Here is a 17,028-nt window from a genome sequence, read left to right as displayed (position 1 = left end):
GATCTCTCGCGGTCAGAAATTGAGATTGAAGCGCAGCACCGTCCGACGCGGAATCGGTGCCGTCAGGAAATCTTCTCGTCCGAACGCATTGCTTTGCGCGTTGAGTTCAGGATCGAAGCCGGAGTAGTTGGTCCAGAGCTTCACGTTCTGCATCGCGAACGTCACGGAGGCGTTCTGGATGCGGCCGGAGATCTTGGTCATGATCGACTGCGGCAACGTGTACGTGGCCGACAGCTCGCGGAAGCGAACGAAATCGCCTTCTTCGATGAAAGCGCCACGCGCGTCGTTGATGGGCACCGCCGCACCGGTCACTTCCGAAACGAACGGGCCATAGCGACGAATGCGCTCTTCCCGCGACAGCAGGGTGGTATCCAGGCGCACATTCGAGCGAATCAGTTGTGCTTCACGGAAGTTCCGCGTGTTGTTGTACACCACGAAGTCTTTCTTCGCATCGATCATGGCCGAGATGCGCAGGTTCTTCGCGATGGTGAACGTGTTGGTCAGATTCCACTCAAGAGTCGGGAACAGATTGCCGACGGGTGTGAGCGTGTCGGTCACGACCGCGCGACCGTTCTGCAGGTCCACACTCTTGACCACTTTGGCCGTCATCACACCGAGCTGCTGTCCCACCAGGGTGCGGCCGATGGAGCCGAGCACAAACGGCGCCTGTCCGCCAAGGCTGAGCAATTCGTTCCGCAGGGTGTTCGCGGCACCACGCACATCCCAGCGGAAGTTGCTGCTGTTCACCGCCTGGACGTTGACGCCGACTTCCACACCGGAATTCAGCACGGAGCCCAGGTTGGCCAGCGGGTTGAGACCGTAGCCGAGGGAGGGCGGAATCGGACGGGCGATGATCAGATCATCCGTCTGCTTCCGGAAGTAGGTCAATTCCATCGACACACGGTTGCTCAGGAAGCCGGCGTCGAGTCCCGCTTCGAACTCGGTGCCGCGCTCCGGCTTGAGCTCCGGGTTGCCCGGGCGGTTCAGGTTCGCGCCGGCGAACGTGGTGCCGGCGAGATTGTACGACGCAGACGTAAGGGTCTCGAGCGCCTGTCCCGGATTGGGCGAGCGGCCCGTGGTGCCCCACGCGGCGCGCAAGCGCAACGTGTTGATGACGTTCGTGAGCGGCTGGAAGAAGTCCTCTTCCCCGATCGCCCAGGAGCCGCCGATCTTGGGCAGCACGAAGGTCGGCGAATTGGTGCCGAAGGACGAGTTGCGGTCGACGCGGACACCAACCTGCAGGAAGCGCTTGTTGAGATGGCCGACCTGCAACTGGCCCAGGTAGCCATACTGGCGCTGCTCGGTGAATCCGCTGCTACCGGTGGTCGTGGCTGCCGAATTGTTGGAGCGATTGGAGTTCGTCACGAACCCAATGCCCGTCGACTGCACGAGCTGATTGCGCGAAGAGATCGTCTGGAGGCCGAAGGAGAGGTTGGTTTCCCAATCGGTTCCCAACTGCTTCTTCATGTTGCCCAGGTAGTCGAACGTGTAGCGTTCGGCGCCACGGCTGAACTGCTGGTTTTCACCACCGTCGCGCAGGCCACCGTACCAGGTGCTGTCGTTGCGCGGATAGAAACGCGTTTCGATGTCCGTCGCGTAGTCGAGGCCACCGGTGAACCGGTTGGTGAACCAGGAGGTCGGCGCGTAGTTGGCGGTGACGGAGGAGGTCACGCGCTTGCTGAGCAGATTCGCGTCGATCGAGTTGATCGCGTTGAAGTGACGGTTCGAGTACCAGCCGTCAAAGGTCGCGTCCCGGTTCGGGGCGTCACTGCGCGAACGCGGGTCACCGAGCATGCCGCCACCAAGCCACCCAAACACGTTGTTGTCGTTGTTCGGCAGGCGGGTGCTATTCTGAACCAGGCCCAATCCCAGGTCGAGATTGAGTTTCTGGTTGGCGACGTAGTTCACGTTGGTACGGACGTTGTACCGGTTGTTGCCCTCATTCGGCAGCGTGCCCGTCGAGTTGTCGGAACCGTACGACACGTTGAAGCCGTAGTTCTGGCCGCCGCCGCGCAGGGCATAGTTGAAGACCCGCTCGTCACCCTTGCGGAAGACATTGGCCCGCTCGAGGGGATTGTCGCTGACCAGGGTATTGAGCGCCTGGCCACGGCACAGCGGATTGGTGCTGGTGGGGGCGATCAACGCCGCCGTACACGTGTTGTAGTTGTCGGGGATCTTGATGTGATCCACGCTGGACGATCCCTGCTCGATACGCAGCGACTGCTGGAACGAGTTGGAGCCGGCCCGGCCCTTCTTGGTGATGATCTGAATCACGCCGGCCGATGCGTCGGCGCCGTAGAGCGTCGCGGCGGCAGGACCCTTCACGACCTCGATGCTCTCGATTTCTTCGGGATTGAGATCGTTGAACCGGTCATACGCCTGACCGCCCGTACCCGCGCCACCGTTACCGATGTTGATCGGCCCTTCATTGATCCGTACGCCGTCGACGAAGATCAGCGGCTGATTGGACAGATTGATGGAGGACGCGCCACGGATGCGGATCTGCGTGGACGTGCCCTTGGTGCCGGAGGAGGCGTTGAGCGAGACACCCGGCACGCGGGACTGCAGCAAGTTGGCCACGTTCGTGACGGGGGCATCCTTGATGATGTCCGCTGCGGTCACGGAGGCCACCAGCGCCGACTGCGCCTTGCGCTCCTGATTGCCGGCGGTGCCGGTCACAACCACTTCGGAGAGATTGATGACCGAGGCCGTCATCTCGAGGTTGAGCACCGCCGTCTCACCGGCAGCGACGCGGGCCGTGTCCTGCTTCAGGCGATAGCCGATGCGGAACGCGGACACCGTGACCGCGCCCGGACGGACGTTGATCAGGCGGAATTCGCCGTCACGGCCCGTCTGGGCTTCGAAGGTGGTGCCGGTGATGACGACACGGACGTCAGCAATGGGAAGTTTGGTGGCAGCGTCGGTGACCTTACCAGTGATCGTGCCCGACTGAGCCTGAACAGCGCGCAGCGGAGCAGCGAAGACCATGAGGGCGGCGACGGCCACCAAGCGACGGGTGATCGCTCGGTGGAACATCAATAGTCTCCTTCGGGAGGGTGATAATTCGACGACACAGTGACAACCACCACAGGCGTCGAGTCGTCACGGGGCGAGGGGGTGGGACCAATAGCTCAGGTGTTCGCCCACGTGATCTGGCGCATTGCGATGGGACCGGGTCCCATGTCATGCCCCGAAAATCTTAGTGGAGGGATCGGCGGCATGCCTACTGTTCAGCCCAAGTTTCGAGGTTTCTCGGGACGAGTCGCGCATGCCTTCCATATAGGTGTGCACGGTGATACAGGGGGGGCCGCGCGCGCGTACGCGGACCGCGCCGGCGGGGGCGATGCACGCCATCGGTGCCGCTTGAGGGGAAAACCCTGCTTGACGACGCCGGTACCCGGTCGCACGTTGCGCACGTCGAGAGGCCAGTTGCAAAGCTGAGGCTGGCCTTCCACTCTGCGAGGTGCGTTCGGTCTCCATCCTGCCGACGCACTCCACGGATCCCGCCCGCCTGTGATGACACCATACGTCACGTTCCTACTCTACTTCGGCGCCATCGTGGGGTTTGTCGGCCTCGCGCTCGCGCTGAACGCGATCCTGGGGCCCAAACCGGCCATGACGTCCACCAAACTCGAACCGTTCGAGTGCGGGGCGACGATCGTCGACGTCCTCAATGTGAAGGCGGTGCCGATCAAGTATTACGCGGTGGCCATCCTCTTCTTGTTGTTCGATCTCGAGACCATGTTCCTCTTCATCTGGGCGCTCGGTGCGCGTCCGCTGACGGGATTCATGGTCTTCACCTTTTTCCTGTTCACCGCGCTGCTGGTGTTGTGCCTGCTGTATGTGTATCGCGCGCGGGTGCTGGACGCCGTGACGGAGTAACCATGTACGGCAAGCAACTTCCGATCGTGGATGTGACGAGACCGGCGCCCGCCGGATCCGCCACCCCGGGTAAACATGCGACGTTCGAGTATCTGACGACGCGAAAAGACGAACTGGTGGGCTGGGCGCGGAAGTTTTCGCTCTTCCCGTATCCATTCGTCACCGCCTGCTGTGCCATGGAATTCATGGCCGTCAGCGCGTCGGCCTACGATACCGACCGCTTCGGCGCCGCGCTGCCGCGCTTTTCGCCCCGTCAGGCTGACCTGCTGATGGTGGTCGGCACGGTCACCCAGAAGCAGGCGCCCATTCTGCTCAAGGTGTACGAGCAGATGTGCGAGCCGAAATGGGTCATGGCATTCGGCGTCTGTGCCAGCACGGGCGGCTTCTATCAGAACTATGCCTCCCTGCCGGGCATCGATCGCATCATCCCGGTGGACATCTATGTCCCCGGCTGCCCGCCGCGCCCCGAGATGGTGATCGACGGGATCATGCGGCTGCAGGAAAAGATCGCCAACGGGCGACATCCCATCATCAACGACCGATTCTGATCGTGACCGTGCCGGTCTCCGCGCCGATTTTTGCGCAGCTCGAGCAGACGCTCATCGGGCAGGCGCTCCACGAGCAGATGGTTACCGCCACCACCGGTGAGGACGCGCAGGCGCAGGACGCGCAGGCGCCTCTCCCGCTGTCGGCCGCCCGTCCGATCCGGTCGCTGGGGGTGCAACACGGCATCCTCGTACTGGAACTGCTCCCCGAAGCCCTGCTCACCGTCGCGCACCGCCTCCGCGATACCTTCGGGTTCGATCTCTTTCTCGATGTCACGGCCGTGGATTGGCTGGGGCAGACGCCCCGCTTCGAAGTGGTCTACCACTTCTATGCCACGGCACACCATGTGCGCGTACGTCTCAAAGTACGGGTGGAGGAGTCTCTTCCCGAAGTGGAGACGCTGACGTCGTTGTACGGGTCCGCCGGATACATGGAGCGTGAATGCCATGACATGTATGGCATCGTGTTCCGTGGAAACGCCGATCTGCGCCCCATTCTGTTGTACGAGGGGTTTGTGGGCCATCCGCTGCGCAAGGACTACCCCAAGCAGCAGGAACAGCCGCTCGTGCCGTACCGTCCGCCGCAGAGTGCCCTTGTCCGCTAACCCCGTCATCCTCCCGCCGATCGCCAATCCGGTCAGGGCGGCCTTTGGGCCGTCGCGTGATGACACGGTGGTGGTGAACATCGGCCCCTCGCACCCGGCCACCCATGGTACGGTGCAGATCATCGCCGAACTCGATGGTGAGAAGGTGCTGCGTACCGATGTGCACTGCGGGTACCTGCATCGCGGATTCGAGAAGGAGTGCGAGGATCACACCTGGCACAATCTCATTCCATATGTCGACCGCCTGAACTATTGCTCGGCGCTGATCAACAACTTCGCGTACTGCGATGGGGTGGAGCAGCTCATGGGCATCGAGATCACGCCACGCACCAAGTACCTGCGCACGCTGCTCTCGGAGTACTCGCGGCTCGCCGACCACCTCACATGTGTGGCGGCCTCTCTCATGGAATTGGGCGCCATGACGGCGTTCCTGTACCTGGTGACGGTGCGTGATTCCATGTACGAGCACCTGGCCGCGCTCACCGGTGCCCGCGTGACGTATTCGTACGGTCGCATTGGTGGCCTGGCGGCGGATGTGCCCGATGGCTGGTTCAAGCGCCTGGGGGAGATCCTGCGTGACTACGAACAGTACGCGGAGCGGGTGCACGGCCTCGTGGATCGGAACCGGATCTTCATCGATCGTCTGCGGAACGTGGGCACGATCAACACCGCGGATGCGCTGCATTGGGGCTTCACGGGCCCGGTGCTGCGCTCCACCGGTGCCAAGCGTGACCTGCGCAAGGATACGCCGTATCTCGCGTACGCTGAACTCGATTTCGACGTGCCGGTGGGCATTTTCGGCGACAACTACGATCGCTACTACGTGCGCATGCGGGAGATGGACGAATCGGTGTACATGATTCGCCAGCTCATGGACATGATTCCCGATGGGCCGATCAATGTCGACGACCGCCGGTGCGTGTTTCCCGAGAAGCAGTTGGTGTACTCGGAAATCGAGTCACTGATCAATCACTTCAAGCTGGTGATGGAAGGCCCGGCCGTACCGGCTGGTGATGCCTACGTCGCCCATGAAGGCGCGAATGGAGAGCTGGGGTTCTACATCGTCAGCACCGGTGAAGGTGTGCCCTACAAGGTGCACGTGCGCTCGCCGAGTTTTGTGCACATGGGTGGTGCGCATCGCATGCTCGACGGATATCAGCTTGCCGACATCGTCACCTCGTTCGGATCGATCAACATGATCGGCGGCGAGTGTGACCGGTGACCGCGCCGACTTCGCACGAGACACCGATGCCGAAGCCGCCGATGCAGAATATCCAGCATCTCATCCCCGAGTTCGAGCGCTGGAAGCAGCGCTATCCGTCGGACTTTACCGGGTCGCTCACCATCCCGTGCCTGCGCCGCATCCAGGAGGAGCGCGGGTACATCGCCGACAGCGACATCGATGAGCTGGTGGCCTACCTGGGTGTGCCGCGTATGCAGGTGGACGAGGTCATCGCGTTCTACACGCAGTTCACGCGCGTGCCACTCGGCAATCATCACCTGCAGGTGTGTCACAACCTGTCCTGCTCGTTGCGTGGTGCAGAGGGGCTGGTGGGCTATCTGTGCGCCAAGCTGGGCATCCAGCCCGGTGAGACAACGGCCGATGGCAAGTTCACCCTGAGCACGGTGGAGTGCCTCGCGTCCTGCGGCACGGCTCCCATGATGATGGTGAACGACACCTACCACGAGAATCTGACGCCGGCTTCTGTGGATGCGCTGCTCGAGGATCTCTCGAAATGACGGCGCCCGACACGACCGAACCGACTTTCCCGACGTTGAGTGGCCGGAAGTACTTCATGAACTTCCCGGTCACCGATAGCTCGCATTCGCTGGCAGCGTACAAGGCGCGTGGTGGCTATCAGTCGTTGCAAAAGGCCCTCACCAGCATGCAGCCCACCGATGTCACGAAGGAAGTGGCCGCGTCAGGGTTGCTGGGGCATGGTGGCGCGGCGTTCCCGGCTGGCCGCAAGTGGGGTGTCATCAAGCTGACCGATGGCGAGCCTCACTACGTCTGCATGAACGCTGACGAAGGTGAGCCGGGCACGTTCAAGGATCGCTGGCTGTTGGAACATGTGCCGCACCTCTGCATCGAAGGACTCATCCTGGCGTCCTACGCCATCATGGGTCGGCATGCGTTCATCTACATCCGCGGCGAATTTGATCTGCCGTTCCGCCGACTGCGCGATGCGATCGAAGAGGCGTATGCCGCCGGTCTGCTGGGTGAGAACATCCTCGGCACCGGATACTCACTCGATATCGTGCTTTATCGTGGCGCGGGTTCCTACGTGTGTGGGGAAGCGTCGGCCATGCTGGCGTCGCTCGAGGGGAAAAAGGGCTGGCCGCGCAATCGTCCGCCGCGTCTCACCGTGAAGGGGCTCTATCAGCGCCCGACGGTGGTGAACAACGTGGAAACGCTGGCCAACATTCCCGCCATCATTGGCGAAGGCGGCGAGACCTTCCGCAAGGTGGGGCTGCCCAAGAGTCCCGGTACGCAGATGATTTCCATCTCCGGCCACCTGGTCCGTCCGGGCGTCTATGAGATCGAGTACGGCTACTCGTGGGAGAAGTTCATCTACGAAGACTGCGGCGGCATTCTCGGCGGACGTGCGCTCAAGTGCGTAATTCCCGGGGGCGTGTCCACCAAGATCCTCGACGCCAATGAGCTCAAGGGTCGCACGCTCGATCACAATTCGGCGCTGGCCGCCGGTTCGCAGATCGGTTCGGGGGGCATGATCGTGATCGCCGAAGGCACGTGCATGGTGCGGGTCGCGCGAGTGATTCAGCGGTTCTATCACCACGAATCGTGCGGGCAGTGCACACCGTGCCGCGAAGGCATGGGCTGGATGGAGCGGATTCTCGATCGCATCGTGCGCGGCGAAGGACGGCCGGAAGACATCGATCGTCTCTACCACATTTCCACGGCGAACGACGGGACCACCATCTGCAGTCTCGGTGACTCGGCCGGATATGCCTGCTCTGCCATTCTCGATCACTACCGGGATGAGTTCGAGCATTTCATCACGCACGGGCGCTCGATGTACGACGGCAGCTTGACGGTGGAAGATCCGTTTGCGGCCGTGGGGGCTACGACATGAGCGAGAAGATTCTCGACTTTTTCATCGACGGCCATCCGGTGACCGCCAAAGATGGCCAGACGGTCATTCAGGCAGCCCGTGAGCACGGGTTCGATGTGCCACACTTTTGCTGGCATCCGCAGTTGTCAGTGCCCGGCAACTGTCGCATTTGCATGGTGGAAGTGGAGCAGGACAACGGCGACCCGTGGTTCGATATCGGGTGCAACATGCCGGTAACGGCAGGTATGCGGGTGCTGCTCAACTCGGATACGGTGAAGAAGCTGCGCAAGGACACCATGCAGTTCATCACCTTGAACCATCCGGTGGATTGTGGCATCTGCAGCAAGTCGGGCGAATGCACGCTGCAGGACTACCACTACGAACACAACGGCGCGGCGTCCCTGTCGCGCGACAAGAAGAACGTCGCCACCAAGTTCTATCCGTTGTCCGATCGCATCATGCTGGACAACGAGCGCTGCATCATGTGCACGCGCTGTGTGCGGTTCACGAACGAAGTGTCGAAGACACGGGCGCTCGGTGCGGTGAACCGCGGTGATCATTCGCTGATTCGGCCCGCCGAGGACGCGAACTTCAACGATGATGTGTACTCGGATAATGTCATCGACATCTGTCCCGTCGGGGCGTTGCTGTCGCGCGAGAACATCGACAATTCGCGTGTGTGGTACACCGAGGCCACGGCGTCGGTGTGTCCGGGGTGTGAACGCGGCTGCACTATCGATGTGTGGCATCGTCGGAAGGCCTGGGCCTTCAAGGCGCTCGATCCGAAGCTGAACAGCCGCATCGAGCGGGTCACGCCCCGGGAGAATCCCGACGTGAACGGTCCGTGGGTGTGCAACAAGGCCCGCGATCTGGCGCGCATCTTCGAGCGCCCGCGTGCGGAGCAGCCGATGATTGCCGGACGCGCGGTGGATCGCGCGGAGGCGGTTGGTGAGGCGGCGCGTGCGCTGGCCGGCGCGAAGAAGGCCGTGGCGCTCGTCTCGAGCTGGGGATCGAATGAAGAACTGGCAGCATTCCAGCAGACGATCGCTGCGTCGCTTGGAGCGCGCCTGACGTCGTGGGTGAAGGCCGATCATCAGCCGGTGGCTGGTGAGGTGGTGGAGGATGACATCCTGATCAAGGCCGACAAGAATCCCAATCGACGGGGGGCACTGGCGTTGTTTCCCGCATTGCCCGAGCAAGGATTGGCGGCCATCCCCGGTGATACGGATGTCGTGCTGGTCTGGGGCGAGGGGGTTCCCTCGGCGCTGCTGCCATCAGGCGCCCAGGTGATCCGGCTGGATTCGTACGCCGACGACGACAATGGGTCGGCCCGGGTCTTTTTGCCTATCAGCGTGCAGACTGAACGCGCCGGCCACTATACGAACTTCGAAGGCAAGGTCAGTGCCTTTGCGCCGAGCTTTGCGGCCGCGCCGCTGGTGAGCGACGCCGAGGCATTGTTTGGCCTGTTGGTCTCGGCCGGTGTTTCGGCTGATGCTTCCCGTCAGAAGGTGCCGGCATGAGCAGCGTGCTGCCGGATCTCGTGATGGCGCTCATCTTCATCGCCTATTCCATGGTGATGTTGCTGAGCTTTGGTGGTTTGCTCACCTGGGTGGAGCGGAAGCAGTCGGCGGTGATGTCCGACCGTATCGGTGCGAACCGTGCGTACATCCGCATTCCGTTCACCAATATCAAATTGGTGTGGCTGGGTCTTTTTCACGGCATGGCGGACGGCGCCAAAATGCTGCTGAAGGAGAACTTCAAGCCCAATGCCCACGACAAGCTGGGATACTTCCTGGCGCCGTTTGTGGTGTTCACACCGGTGTTGCTGGTGTTTGCTGTCGTGCCGTTTGGCGGAACGATCGACCCCGGCGCGTTGTTTCCATCGCTGGCCGGATGGTTCGGTGGACGGACCTATCCCATGCAGATTGCGCAGCTCGATGCCGGTCTGTTGGTCGTTTTTGCCTTCAGCGGACTGACCATCATCGGCGCAATGCTGGCGGGATGGGCGTCGGAGAACAAGTTCTCGCTGCTCGGCGGGCTGCGTGCCGGTTCGCAGATGATTTCGTACGAACTGGTCATGGGGCTCACCGTGATGGGGCTCATCCTCATCTACGGCACCGTGGATCTTGGCTCCATCGTGCGGCAACAGTCGGGGACATTGCTGGGTGTGCTGCCGGCATGGGGGGTGTTTCAGCAGCCCTTGGCGGCGTTCCTGTTCCTGACGGCCGCGATTGCCGAAAACAAGCGCATTCCGTTCGATCTGCCGGAGGCCGAGTCGGAGCTGGTGGCTGGCTATTTCACGGAATACAGCGCCATGAAGCTCGGACTGTTCATGTTCTCCGAGTTCATCCAGATCGCGATCGTGGCCGCGCTGTTCTCCACGCTGTTCCTCGGTGGGTACAACCTGCCGTTCATGACCGACGCAGGGTTCCTGCTGCCGGGTGGGCGGGAGATTGCACTCAGTCAGGGTGTGCGGGTGCCCCTGCAGTTGCTCACGTTCCTGGGCAAGGTGGCCCTGTTGTGCGTGCTGCAGATCCAGATCCGGTGGACGTTGCCGCGCTTTCGGTATGATCAGATGCTTGGGCTATCGTGGAAGTTGCTGTTGCCGGTGTCGGTGGCGAATCTCATCGCGACGGTGCTGGTGCAGTGGTGGCGTGGAGGTGGGGCATGAGTACGCCTGATTCAGGCCAGCCGGCACCGCGTGTGAAGCCGGTGCGCTACGCCCGCAAGGAGTACTGGAACGAACCCACGATGACGTTGTGGGAGCGCGCCTACCTGCCAGAGGTGTTGCGTGGTCTGGCCATCACCACCGGTGTGTTTCTGCGCAACATGGGCAAGTGGATCACTGGCCGGCGCGGCGCTGTGACGACGTACTATCCCGAGGAGCGGCGCGCCGATTTTGCACCGCGCAATCGTGGCAAACACGTGCTCACGCAGCGGCCCGATGGGTCGGTGCAGTGTATCGCCTGCAACATGTGCGCGACGGTGTGTCCGGCGAAGGTCATCGAGATCGAGCCGGGCTTCGACATGAATGATCCGGCTCACCCCAAGTATCCGGTGCGCTTCGAGATCGACTACTCACGTTGCGTGTTCTGCGGCATGTGCGTGGAGGCGTGTCCGGAAGATGCCATTCGCATGGAACCGGATGTGCCGAACCTCGTGTCCGACGATCGCTACAACATGTGGATCACCATGGACGAGATGATGACGTGGCGTCCGCAGTCGGACGTGGCCAAGCCGTATCCGCCCAAGCCCGTCGCGCTCACGCGTGGCTCGCGGCCGGAGGGAGGTGCCCCATCGAAACATTGATTCTGGCCGTCTTCGGCCTGCTGGCGCTGGTCAGCGCCGCGTCGATGTTGGTCCTGAAAGAGCCGATGCGCGTGGCGTTGGCGCTGATCACGTCGATGATGTCGCTGGGCGCGATCTATGGATTGCTCGGCGTGCACTTCATCGCGGCATTTCAAGTGTTGATCTACGTGGGCGCCGTGATGGTGTTCATGGTCTACGTGATCATGCTGTTGCAGGTGCGGGAATCACCGAACAATCCGCGCTATTCCAGTCTGCTGGTGCCTGGACTGGTGGCGGGCGCGTTGCTGCTGGCGGCATTGGCGATTGGCATGTCGCGGCCGGGCGTGCCGCAGGCCGAGTTGCCGGCGTCGTCGCAATCGTTCGGGTTGACGGAGTTCTCCACCGCGTTCCTGCGCGAATACTGGCTGGCGTTTGAACTCACGTCGGTGTTTCTGGTCGCCGCGATCGTGGCCGCACTGGCCGTGATCGGTGTGAGCCGACGGGCAGGAGGGAGCGCCCGTGGATAAGGTCACGCTGTTGTTGTGTCTGTCCGGCGCCCTGTTTGTGTTTGGGCTGCTGGGGGTCGTGATCCGCCGCAATGCGCTCATCATGCTGATGTGCATGGAGCTGATGCTGAACGGAGTGAATCTCAGCCTCGTGACCTTTTCGCAGCAGCGTGGCGATGCGGCGGGAGCGGTCATGGTGTTCCTGGTGTTCGTGGTGGCCACGGCGGAGGTCGCGCTCGCGATCCCGATCGTGTTGCTGCTGGTCAAGCATGCGCGATCGTTGAATCTCGATCGTTTCTCCGAGCTCAAGGGCTGACCCGGCATGTCGCACACGCTGGCGCTCATTGCGCTGCTCCCGCTGGTCGGGTTCGTCCTCAACGGCACGTTTGCCACCGCCCTCGGCGGGCATCGATTTGGACATCGCGCGGCGGCGCTGATCGGCTGCGCCGCGCCGCTGGCCTCGTTTGCCCTGACCATCAGTGCCTTTCTGAGCCTCCAGGCGAATGGCTATGCGCCGGTGGTGGAACCGCTGTATCGGTGGGCCACCGTTGGGGGCAACAGCTTCGACATCGCGTTCTACTTCGATCGCCTCAGCGCGATCATGACGTTGATCGTGACCGGTGTCGGATCGGTGATCCACATCTATTCCACTGGCTACATGCACGATGACAAGAGCTTCGGGCGCTTCTTTGCGTACCTGAATCTCTTCCTGTTTTTCATGCTGCTGCTGGTGCTGGGTCGCTCCATGCTGGTGTTGTTCGTGGGCTGGGAGGGCGTGGGGTTGGCGTCCTACCTGCTCATTGGGTTCTGGTTCGATGATCTCGCGAACGCCGCTGCCGGTCGGAAGGCCTTCATCACCAACCGTATCGGTGATGCCGGGTTCCTGCTGGGGATGTTCCTGCTGTATCGCGCGTTTGGTACGCTGGACATGGACACGATCAACGGCGCGCTCGTGGCAGGGCAGGGCGCGATGATCTCGGCGAGTTTGGTGGCGTTGTTGTTGTTTGTCGGCGCCACCGGCAAGTCGGCGCAGATTCCGTTGTACGTGTGGCTGCCGGATGCCATGGCTGGTCCGACGCCCGTGTCCGCACTGATCCACGCCGCGACCATGGTTACTGCCGGTGTGTACCTGGTGGCGCGCATGTCAGCGGTGTATGTGCTGGCGCCCGATGCTTCGCAGGTCATGGCGGTGATCGGTGTGCTCACGGCGTTTTTCGCCGCGACCATCGCGCTCGTACAGACCGACATCAAGAAGGTGCTGGCCTACTCCACGGTATCGCAGCTCGGGTTCATGTTCCTGGCTCTGGGTGTGGGCGCATACGGCGTGGCCATCTTTCACGTGATGACCCATGCCTTCTTCAAGGCGTGTCTGTTCCTGGGCGCCGGCAGCGTGATTCATGCGCTGGGTGGTGAGCAGGACATCCGGAAGATGGGCGGACTGCGAAAGCGCATTCCCGTGACGTTCTGGACATTCGCCATCGCCACGGCCGCCATTGCCGGCATTCCGGGACTCGCCGGCTTCTTCTCGAAGGACGAGATCCTATGGTACGCCTTCTCCAGCGCCTCTGGTGGAGCCGCATGGATGTGGGGGCTCGCGGCGCTGACCGCGTTGATGACCGCCTTTTACATGACACGGTTGTTGTGGCTCACCTTCTTTGGCGCATCGCGCATGAGCCATGAAGTGGAGCACCATGTGCACGAGTCGCCCTTGTCGATGACGGGTGTGCTCGGCGTGCTGGCCGTACTCTCTGTCGTGGGCGGCTACATCGGCGTGCCACATTTCCTCGAGCCCCAACTGCCATTGCCGCAGGTCGTGCCAGCGCTCGAACACTATGAGCACACGCTGTTGTATGTCTCGGTGGCCCTGGCCTTTGGTGGTGTCGGATTGGCGGTGTTCCTCTACAGTGGCCCCGCGTCACGCCCGGAGAGCATTGCCCGGACCTTCGCGCCCCTGCATGCGCTGCTGAGCGGCAAGTACTTCGTCGACGAACTCTATGATCGGGCACTCGGACGTCCACTGGTGTGGATTTCGGAGAACGTGCTGCTCAAGGGCGGCGACCGCATGCTGCTGGACGGTACGCTGAATGGATTGGGCGCCATGGCCCATCGAACCGCGGCTTTGTTTGCCCGAGTCCAGACAGGCAGCCTGCATCTCTACGGCCTGATGGTGGTGGTCGGACTGGTCGGCGTTGTGCTCTGGAGCTGGCGCCATGTCTGATGCGATGCTCCTGAACTGGGTGCTGTTCCTGCCGTTACTTGGGGCCGGTGCACTACTGGCGTTGCCCCGTGGCAACGCACCGGCCGTGCGCATGGTCACGGTGGGTGTGATGACCGTGCAGTTCTTGATGACCGTGGCGCTGTATACCCATTTCGATAGCACGGTGAGCGGGTTGCAGTTCGCCACCACGGTGCCGTGGATCGCTGAGTGGGGGGTGTCATACGCCATCGGCATGGACGGACTCAACGTGCTGTTGGTGCTGCTGACGGGCTTTCTTGGTCCCTTGGTCGTGCTCGGCGCGTGGACGGCCATTGAGCGCGATGTCACGATGTTCCATGTCATGGTGCTGTTGCTGCAGTTCGCCATGATGGGCGCCTTTCTCGCCCAGGATCTCTTCCTGTTCTATGTGTTCTGGGAAGCGATGCTGATTCCGATGTTCCTCATCATCGGCATCTGGGGCGGCGCGCGGCGCAGCTACGCGACCATCAAGTTCGTGTTGTACACGGCGTTTGGCAGCATTCTCATGCTGGCGGCCCTGATCTACCTGGTGCAGTCACTGCAGAATGCGGGCGGTGTGGCTTCGTTTGCCTTCACCGACCTGATGCAGGCGCAGTTGCCGCTCGATGTGCAGATCACGTTGCTGGCGGCGTTTGCCCTGTCGTTTGCGATCAAGGTACCGATGGTGCCGCTGCACACCTGGTTGCCCGATGCGCACGTGGAAGCGCCCACGCCGGGGTCGGTGATTCTGGCTGGTGTGCTGCTCAAGATGGGTACCTACGGCTTCATCAAGCTGGGCTTTCCGCTGTTCCCCGATGCGACCCGTGTGTTCACGCCGATGCTGATGACGCTGTCGGTGGTGAGCATCGTGTACGGCGCATGTCTCGCGCTGGTGCAGACGGATATCAAGAAGATCATCGCCTACTCGTCGATCAGTCACCTGGGCTATGTCATGCTGGGGTTGCTGAGTCTCGATCTGGCAGGCATTCAGGGGGCCATCATCCAGATGGTGAGTCATGGCCTGGTGGCGGCTGGACTCTTCCTCCTGGTGGGCATGGTGTATGAGCGGTGCCACACGCGTGAGCTGTCGGCGTACGGCGGACTGGCGCGGCAGATCCCGGTGTATGCGATGTTCTTCATCGTTTTCACGCTGGCATCGGTAGGACTACCAACCACGAGTGGATTCACCGGCGAATTCATGGTGCTGCTGGGCGCGTTCAATGCAGCCTGGCCACAGCATCTCGATGGCAATCAGTTGCCGCTGATTCTGGCGGTGGTAGCCGTGACCGGCGTGGTGCTGGGTGCGCTCTACATGCTGCGATTTGCCCTGACGTTCCTCTTCGGACCTGCCAAGGCACCTCACGCGCCGCTCAACGATCTGTCGCTGCGTGAACGCAGCATCCTCGCCATTCTGATGGTGTCCATCTTTGCGCTCGGCCTGTTCCCCGACGGTGCGTTGCAAAAGACCGAATTGGCCGCCAAGGCGTTCCAGTCGCGCATGACCTCCACGCAGGTGGGTGCGCATGCCAACTAATGACGCGCTGCTGGGTATGTTGCCCGAGCATCTGCTGCTTGGCGGCATCGTGGCGGCCATCATCACGGTGTTGTTGCGGCAGGGGCGCACGCTTGCCCTGCCGGTGGCGGTGATGTCGGTGCTCGCCGCCGCTGCGGCGGCTTTCTGGCTGGGAGCCGGTGGCACCACGCTGGAACCGTTCCCCGGTCAGTTTGTCGTGACGCCACCGGTGCTCATGACCAAGGGCATGTTGCTGCTGTTGGCGGTGCCGGTGCTGCTCATGTCGCGCACGGAGTTCGAAGACGGGGAGTTCTCCATTCTGCTGCTGTCGTCGCTGTATGGCATGAGCCTGTTGCCGTCGGCGGCCAGTGCACTGGTGCTGTTCCTCGGGCTCGAACTGATGTCGATCCCCGTGTATGCACTGATCGTGCTGGCATTCCGTCGGCCGCAGTCGGCGGAGTCGGCGCTCAAGTATCTCGTGTTGAGCGGGGCCGCGTCGGCGATGTTCCTGATGGGTCTTTCCCTCATCTACGGGGAGACCGGCTCGCTGTCGATGACGGCGTTTGCACAATCGGTGACGGCAAGTGATCCGCTCACCCGCACCGCGGTCGTGCTCGTGGTGTCGGCCCTGTTTCTCAAGGGGGCCGTGGTGCCGTTCCATGCCTGGGCGCCGGATACCTACGAAGGGGCGAGCATTCCCGTCACGGCCTTTATGGCCACGCTGTCGAAGGGCGGTGTGATGTTGGTGGCGTGGCGGTTGTTCGACGGTGCCGAGTTGACCGGCCCGCTCGTGGGCATCGTGGCCGTACTGCCGCTGGTGTCGATCGTGTGGGGCAATATCGCGGCCATCCGTCAGCAAAACTTCCGACGGATGATTGCGTATTCATCGATCGCCCATGCCGGCTACCTGTTCTATGCGATGCTGGGATCGTCGGCCGGGCGTCTCGAGGCCATCACGTTTTATGTGGTGGTGTACGCGGCGGCCAATTTGCTGGCCTTTGCGATGATGCCCACGGCCGCGACCGACGAGGAGCGCGACCGGATGGACCGTCTGGACGGGCTGTTCCACCGGGATCCGCTGGCGGCTTCTCTCATTGCTGTGGCAATGTTGTCGCTCGCGGGGCTGCCGCCCCTTCCCGGATTCACGGCCAAGTTCCTTATCTTTCGATCGGTGGTTGCCGCCGGATACAGCGCCTACGCTGTGCTCGGCCTGATCGGCAGCTTCCTCGGACTGTATTTCTATCTGCGTGTCATCCAGCGGATGTTCATGAGCGCCGGCGAAGGGGCTCGAACGACTGGCAACGGACAGGCACTGGCCCGCGTGGCGGGTGTGCTCTGCCTGTTGGCCACGGCTGTGTTGACCATCGCGCCTGGGTGGGCCCTGGCGCGGCTCTGAGACA

15 protein-coding genes are annotated in these 17,028 nt (G+C 62.2%); 14 read left to right on the top strand and 1 reads right to left on the bottom strand.

The window, feature by feature from the left end; all coding sequences use genetic code 11:
* Positions 1-12: 12 nt before the first annotated feature.
* Positions 13-3,036, bottom strand: a complete 3,024-nt coding sequence (locus GAU_RS12380; protein ID WP_015894215.1) for a SusC/RagA family TonB-linked outer membrane protein — start codon at positions 3,034-3,036, stop codon at positions 13-15.
* A 480-nt stretch (positions 3,037-3,516) separates the two neighbouring features.
* Here GAU_RS12380 and GAU_RS12375 point away from each other — a divergent pair, with 480 nt between their 5' ends.
* The 14 genes from GAU_RS12375 to GAU_RS12310 are packed head-to-tail and all read left to right on the top strand — an operon-like array spanning position 3,517 to position 17,024.
* Positions 3,517-3,882, top strand: a complete 366-nt coding sequence (locus tag GAU_RS12375; RefSeq protein ID WP_041265508.1) for an NADH-quinone oxidoreductase subunit A — start codon at positions 3,517-3,519, stop codon at positions 3,880-3,882.
* A 2-nt stretch (positions 3,883-3,884) separates the two neighbouring features.
* The gene (locus GAU_RS12370; protein ID WP_083765620.1) at positions 3,885-4,430 is read left to right on the top strand and encodes an NADH-quinone oxidoreductase subunit B; all 546 of its coding nucleotides are present in this window, start codon (positions 3,885-3,887) and stop codon (positions 4,428-4,430) included.
* 2 nt (positions 4,431-4,432) lie between these two features.
* The gene (locus GAU_RS12365) at positions 4,433-5,032 is read left to right on the top strand and encodes an NADH-quinone oxidoreductase subunit C (RefSeq protein ID WP_083765619.1); all 600 of its coding nucleotides are present in this window, start codon (positions 4,433-4,435) and stop codon (positions 5,030-5,032) included.
* The gene (locus GAU_RS12360; protein ID WP_015894211.1) at positions 5,016-6,254 is read left to right on the top strand and encodes an NADH-quinone oxidoreductase subunit D; all 1,239 of its coding nucleotides are present in this window, start codon (positions 5,016-5,018) and stop codon (positions 6,252-6,254) included. The genes GAU_RS12365 and GAU_RS12360 overlap by 17 nt, the downstream gene beginning before the upstream one ends.
* Complete coding sequence (gene nuoE / locus GAU_RS12355) at positions 6,251-6,772, top strand: NADH-quinone oxidoreductase subunit NuoE (RefSeq protein ID WP_231847922.1); 522 nt, start codon at positions 6,251-6,253, stop codon at positions 6,770-6,772. The genes GAU_RS12360 and nuoE overlap by 4 nt, the downstream gene beginning before the upstream one ends.
* 35 nt (positions 6,773-6,807) lie before the next feature.
* Entirely contained in the window at positions 6,808-8,127 is a 1,320-nt protein-coding gene (gene nuoF, locus GAU_RS12350; protein WP_015894209.1) for an NADH-quinone oxidoreductase subunit NuoF, read from the top strand.
* Complete coding sequence (locus GAU_RS12345; protein WP_015894208.1) at positions 8,124-9,626, top strand: 2Fe-2S iron-sulfur cluster-binding protein; 1,503 nt, start codon at positions 8,124-8,126, stop codon at positions 9,624-9,626. Before nuoF ends, GAU_RS12345 begins: the two co-directional genes overlap by 4 nt.
* Positions 9,623-10,777, top strand: a complete 1,155-nt coding sequence (locus tag GAU_RS12340) for a complex I subunit 1/NuoH family protein (protein WP_015894207.1) — start codon at positions 9,623-9,625, stop codon at positions 10,775-10,777. The genes GAU_RS12345 and GAU_RS12340 overlap by 4 nt, the downstream gene beginning before the upstream one ends.
* Entirely contained in the window at positions 10,774-11,415 is a 642-nt protein-coding gene (locus GAU_RS12335; protein ID WP_156799016.1) for a NuoI/complex I 23 kDa subunit family protein, read from the top strand. Before GAU_RS12340 ends, GAU_RS12335 begins: the two co-directional genes overlap by 4 nt.
* On the top strand, positions 11,412-11,921 hold the full coding sequence (locus tag GAU_RS12330; protein ID WP_015894205.1) for an NADH-quinone oxidoreductase subunit J family protein: 510 nt from the start codon (positions 11,412-11,414) through the stop codon (positions 11,919-11,921). The genes GAU_RS12335 and GAU_RS12330 overlap by 4 nt, the downstream gene beginning before the upstream one ends.
* Positions 11,914-12,216: an NADH-quinone oxidoreductase subunit NuoK gene (gene nuoK, locus GAU_RS12325; RefSeq protein ID WP_015894204.1), complete on the top strand. Its 303-nt coding sequence runs from the start codon at positions 11,914-11,916 to the stop codon at positions 12,214-12,216. Before GAU_RS12330 ends, nuoK begins: the two co-directional genes overlap by 8 nt.
* 6 nt (positions 12,217-12,222) lie before the next feature.
* Positions 12,223-14,118 (top strand): NADH-quinone oxidoreductase subunit L, encoded by a 1,896-nt coding sequence (gene nuoL, locus GAU_RS12320; RefSeq protein WP_015894203.1) that lies wholly within the window; start codon positions 12,223-12,225, stop codon positions 14,116-14,118.
* On the top strand, positions 14,111-15,649 hold the full coding sequence (locus GAU_RS12315) for a complex I subunit 4 family protein (protein ID WP_015894202.1): 1,539 nt from the start codon (positions 14,111-14,113) through the stop codon (positions 15,647-15,649). The genes nuoL and GAU_RS12315 overlap by 8 nt, the downstream gene beginning before the upstream one ends.
* On the top strand, positions 15,639-17,024 hold the full coding sequence (locus tag GAU_RS12310) for an NADH-quinone oxidoreductase subunit N (RefSeq protein ID WP_041266531.1): 1,386 nt from the start codon (positions 15,639-15,641) through the stop codon (positions 17,022-17,024). Before GAU_RS12315 ends, GAU_RS12310 begins: the two co-directional genes overlap by 11 nt.
* Positions 17,025-17,028 lie beyond the last annotated feature (4 nt).

Source organism: Gemmatimonas aurantiaca T-27 (genome assembly GCF_000010305.1).
Taxonomy (GTDB): Bacteria; Gemmatimonadota; Gemmatimonadetes; order Gemmatimonadales; family Gemmatimonadaceae; genus Gemmatimonas; species Gemmatimonas aurantiaca.
Note: the sequence above shows the minus strand (reverse complement) of the source record. Positions and strands in the feature narration are given on the sequence as shown.

Coding starts and splice junctions, on each gene's coding strand:
- GAU_RS12380 (WP_015894215.1), bottom strand. CDS start 3,036: ATGTTCCACCGAGCGATCACCCGTCGCTTGGTGGCCGTCGCCGCCCTC.
- GAU_RS12375 (WP_041265508.1), top strand. CDS start 3,517: ATGACACCATACGTCACGTTCCTACTCTACTTCGGCGCCATCGTGGGG.
- GAU_RS12370 (WP_083765620.1), top strand. CDS start 3,885: ATGTACGGCAAGCAACTTCCGATCGTGGATGTGACGAGACCGGCGCCC.
- GAU_RS12345 (WP_015894208.1), top strand. CDS start 8,124: ATGAGCGAGAAGATTCTCGACTTTTTCATCGACGGCCATCCGGTGACC.
- GAU_RS12340 (WP_015894207.1), top strand. CDS start 9,623: ATGAGCAGCGTGCTGCCGGATCTCGTGATGGCGCTCATCTTCATCGCC.
- GAU_RS12335 (WP_156799016.1), top strand. CDS start 10,774: ATGAGTACGCCTGATTCAGGCCAGCCGGCACCGCGTGTGAAGCCGGTG.
- nuoL (WP_015894203.1), top strand. CDS start 12,223: ATGTCGCACACGCTGGCGCTCATTGCGCTGCTCCCGCTGGTCGGGTTC.
- GAU_RS12315 (WP_015894202.1), top strand. CDS start 14,111: ATGTCTGATGCGATGCTCCTGAACTGGGTGCTGTTCCTGCCGTTACTT.
- GAU_RS12310 (WP_041266531.1), top strand. CDS start 15,639: ATGCCAACTAATGACGCGCTGCTGGGTATGTTGCCCGAGCATCTGCTG.